This is a genomic window from Mesorhizobium sp. M7A.F.Ca.US.006.04.2.1 (assembly GCF_004022915.1).
Taxonomy (GTDB): Bacteria; Pseudomonadota; Alphaproteobacteria; order Rhizobiales; family Rhizobiaceae; genus Mesorhizobium; species Mesorhizobium ciceri.
Map to the genome: position 1 here is coordinate 1 of NZ_RZQA01000079.1, position 4,161 is coordinate 4,161.

General features: G+C 65.0%; 3 protein-coding genes. 1 reads left to right on the forward strand and 2 read right to left on the reverse strand.

Going from position 1 to position 4,161, the window contains the following annotated elements; translation table 11 throughout:
* Both EN925_RS06775 and EN925_RS06780 read right to left on the reverse strand, forming a co-directional pair.
* On the reverse strand, positions 1–1,806 hold a 1,806-nt coding region (locus tag EN925_RS06775; RefSeq protein WP_281040638.1), incomplete at its 3' end, for a CarD family transcriptional regulator.
* Positions 1,807–1,878: 72 nt separating this feature from the next.
* Positions 1,879–2,166: a succinate dehydrogenase assembly factor 2 gene (locus EN925_RS06780; RefSeq protein WP_013531907.1), complete on the reverse strand. Its 288-nt coding sequence runs from the start codon at positions 2,164–2,166 to the stop codon at positions 1,879–1,881.
* A gap of 92 nt (positions 2,167–2,258) precedes the next feature.
* Between EN925_RS06780 and recG the strand changes: the two genes are divergently transcribed.
* On the forward strand, positions 2,259–4,161 hold a 1,903-nt coding region (recG, locus tag EN925_RS06785; RefSeq protein ID WP_245487210.1), incomplete at its 3' end, for an ATP-dependent DNA helicase RecG.

A 4,161-nucleotide genomic window follows, 5' to 3' on the forward strand; every position in this document is an offset into this window, starting at 1 on the left:
CACCAGTGGCGGCGCCGAGCGCATCTGCCGCTCGGCGGCGATGCGGATCAACTGACCGGCCATGTCGAGCAGGCGCTTTCTCAGCCGCGCTTTGCGCGACTGCCAGGCGCCGCCGCCAAGCTTGTCCAGCGTCGCCTCGGCCGTGTCAGAACCGTAGCGCGACAGGAGTTCGATGTTTTCCACCGGCAGGAACAGCCGGTCGTCGCCGGCATAGTGGATTTCCAGGCAGTCATGCGGTGCGCCGACCGCTTCGATGGTGCGCAGGCCAATGAAACGGCCAATGCCGTGGTCGGCATGGACGACAATGTCGCCGGCCGACAGCGCCGAGGCCTCGGCAATGAAATCCGAGGGACGCTTCTTGCGTTTCGAGCGCCGGATCAGCCGGTCGCCCAAAATGTCCTGTTCGGCGACGACGACCAGTTTTTCGGTCTCGAAGCCGGATTCGAGGGGCAGCACGGCCAGGGCCGCCTGCCCCGGCTCGAGCTTTTCGGCTTCCGCCAGCGTCACGACCTGCTTGAGGTTGCCGAGATGGTGTTCGGCGAGGATCTGGCCAAGCCGGTCGAGCGAGCCTTCGGTCCAGCCGGCGATGACGACGCGGCGGCGCGCCGCGCGCTCATCGGCGATGTGTTTGACGACGACATCGAACACGTTGGCGTTCGGATCGGCGCGCTCCTCGACGAAGCTGCGGCCGTGGCGCGAACCGGCGTGATAGACCTTCTTGGCGCCAACGTCGGGCGCGTCGAATGGCGTAAAGTCGATCGCTTCGCGCGGCCCGAGCGAGGTGATCAGGTTTTCCGGGGAGAGATAGAGCAGGTCCGGCGCGACTGGCTTATAGGGCACCGCATCCTTCAGCGCGCCGTCGGCCTGCTTCCTGCGCGCCTCGTAGTGATCGAGGATCAGCGTGTGGCGCTCGGCCAGCGCCTCATGCGCCAGATGGTCGAAGATGACAGGCGTGTCAGGCAGATAGTCGAACACCGTCTCCAGCCGTTCGTAGAAGAACGGCAGCCAGTGCTCCATGCCAGCGAAGCGACGCCCTTCGCTGACCGCCGCATAGAGCCCGTCGTCGCGCTGCGGTGCCCCGAAGGCTTCGATATAGGAGCGGCGGAAGCGGCTGATGGTTTCCGGCGTCAGCGCCACCTCGCTCATCGCTTGCAGCGCCATCGACTTGCGTTGACCGGTGGTGCGCTGCGTGGCGGCGTCGAACACACGGATCGATTCCAGCGTGTCGCCGAAGAAATCGAGCCTGAGCGCCTCGGTCCAGCCGGGAGCGAACAGGTCGAGAATGCCGCCGCGCACCGCGAACTCGCCGATGCCGCGCACTGTCGGCACACGCTCGAAACCAGACGTTTCCAGCCGCGAGACCAGTGCGTTCATGTCGATCTGGTTGCCGGGCCTGGCATGAAAAGTCTGCGCCTCGACCAACTCGGACGGCGGAATGCGCTGCAGCAGCGCATTGGCGGTGGTGAGGATGACGGCGCGGTGCGGCTTCTTCGCCAGAGCGATCATGGCGGTCAGCGCATCGAGGCGCTTGGCGGCCGCATCGGAGCCGGGCGAGACGCGGTCGTAGGGCAAGCAATCCCAGGCCGGCAGTTCCAGCACCGGCAGGCCGGGGGCCGCGAAAGACAATGCCTCGATGATCGCCGGCAGGCGCTGACCGTCGCGCGCGACGAACAGAACCGGCTTGTCGGGCGCGATCTCGAGCGCCGCCTGCACCAGCGCAAAGGCTTCGTAGCCGTCGGCGACGCCATCGACGATGAACTGACCGGCGCGGCCTTTCGGCAGACCGATGGTGGGAATGAGGCTCATGAAATCACGGTCTTGTTTTATCGCAATTCCGAATGGAAAACCGCTTCGTACTTTTCCTGGAATTGCTTGTGTTCAGAATGTCAGAGAGCGGCGGAAAGCCAGGATCTTTCGCAGGACGGCACAATCGATATCGGCCGGAACCGGGCGTTCGCCGGTGACCATGGGCAGGAATTCGGTATCGGGAATGTCGAGGAGCCTCTCATATTGGTCGATTTCCTCGTTGGTCAAGACGCCGATCTCAGCGTCGGCGAAAGTGCCGAGGATCAGGTCCATCTCGCGCATGCCGCGATGCCAGGAGCGAAACAGAAGCTTGCGGCGGCGCACGTCCAGCCCCTCGCTTGATCTCGTCGTTCCGGTCATCGTACCGCATCCTTGCTTGCTGCGGCGCATATAGCGTGGATAGAAGGGGCTGTCAGCCTTGCGCTGCCGCCGTCGCAACATAAGCTGACATCATGCGTCCGACCATCCTCGATCCCTTGTTTGTCCCGATCACGTCGCTTGCAGGCGTCGGACCGAAAGTCGGTGCGCTGATCGAGAAGGTTGTTCCGGCCGATCTCGGCGACCGCGCGGCGCGTGCCGGCGATCTTCTGTTCGTGCTGCCGCACACCGTCATCGACCGGCGCAGTCGGCCTGGTATCGCGGGATCCGCGGAAGGCCAGATCGTCACGCTCGATGTGCGCATCGACCGCCACCAGCCGCCACCGCGTGGCAATAGGTCGGTTCCCTACCGGGTCTTCGCCCATGACGATACCGGAGAGATCGCGCTGACCTTCTTCCATGCTCACGCCTCCTATCTCGAAAAGGCGATGCCCGAGGGCGAGCATGTCGTGGTCTCGGGCCGCATGGAATGGTTCAACGGCCGCCCGAGCATGGTCCACCCCGACCATATTGCGCTGGCCAGCGAGGCGGAAAACCTGCCGCTGGTCGAACCGGTCTATCCCCTGACAGCCGGGCTCTCGGGCAAGGTGCTGCGCCGGGCGATCGGCCAGGCGCTGACGCGCGTGCCTGAATTTCCCGAATGGCAGGACGGCGCCTTCATGCGGCGGCACACCTTTGCGGCCTTTGGCGATGCGCTTGCCCGCATCCACAATCCGGCTGACCCGATTGACGTCTCCATCGATGGTGCCGCCTGGCGGCGGCTCGCCTATGACGAGTTGCTGGCGGGCCAGGTCTCGCTGGCGCTGGTGCGAGCGAAAGTCCGCAGGCTGTCCGGGCGACCCCTGGTCGGCGACGGCCGCATCGTCGAAAAACTGCGGGCCGCACTGCCCTATTCGCTGACATCAAGCCAGGAGTTTGCGCTGGCCGAAATCAATGCCGACCTCGCCGACCCAGAGCGCATGCTGCGGCTTCTCCAGGGCGATGTCGGTTCCGGCAAGACCGTCGTCGCGCTGCTGGCCATGGCGCGTGCCGTCGAGGCCGGCGGCCAGGCAGCCTTGATGGCACCGACCGAAATCCTGGCGCGCCAGCATCTTGCGACCATCACGCCGCTTGCCGCCAAGGTAGGGCTTCGCATCGCCATCCTCACCGGTCGCGAGAAGGGCCGCGAACGCGCGGATACGCTGGCCGGCCTGGCAAGCGGCGAGATCGACATCGTCGTCGGCACCCACGCGCTGTTCCAGGAGACCGTCACCTTCAAAGACCTCGTCTTTGCCGTCATCGACGAGCAGCATCGTTTCGGCGTCCATCAGCGGCTTGCCATCACCGCCAAGGGCGACGCGCCAGACATGCTGGTGATGACGGCCACTCCTATCCCGCGCACCCTGGTGCTGACCGCTTTCGGTGACATGGACGTGTCGAAACTGACGGAAAAACCGGCCGGCCGCCAGCCGATCCGTACCGTTACGCTGCCGCTCGAGCGGCTCGACGAACTGGTCGACCGCATGGTGGACGCCGTCGCCGGCGGCCAGAAGATCTACTGGATCTGTCCGCTGGTCGAGGAATCCGAAGAGATCAAACTGATGTCGGCCGAAGACCGCTTCGCCTCGCTGAAACCATTGTTCGGCGATCGCATCGGTCTCGTTCACGGCCGCATGAAGGGTGCAGAGAAGGACGAGGCGATGCGCGCCTTCAAGCAGGGCGAGACACGCATCCTGATCGCCACCACCGTCATCGAGGTCGGCGTCGACGTGCCGGACGCCACCGTCATGGTCATCGAGCATGCAGAGCGCTTCGGCCTTGCCCAACTGCACCAGCTTCGCGGCCGGGTCGGACGCGGTGACAAGCCTTCCTCATGCGTGCTGCTCTACAAGGACCCGCTCGGCGAGACCGCAAAACGCCGGCTGTCGGTGATGCGCGAGACCGAGGATGGGTTCCTGATCGCCGAGGAGGACCTGAAGCTGCGCGGCGAAGGCGAAT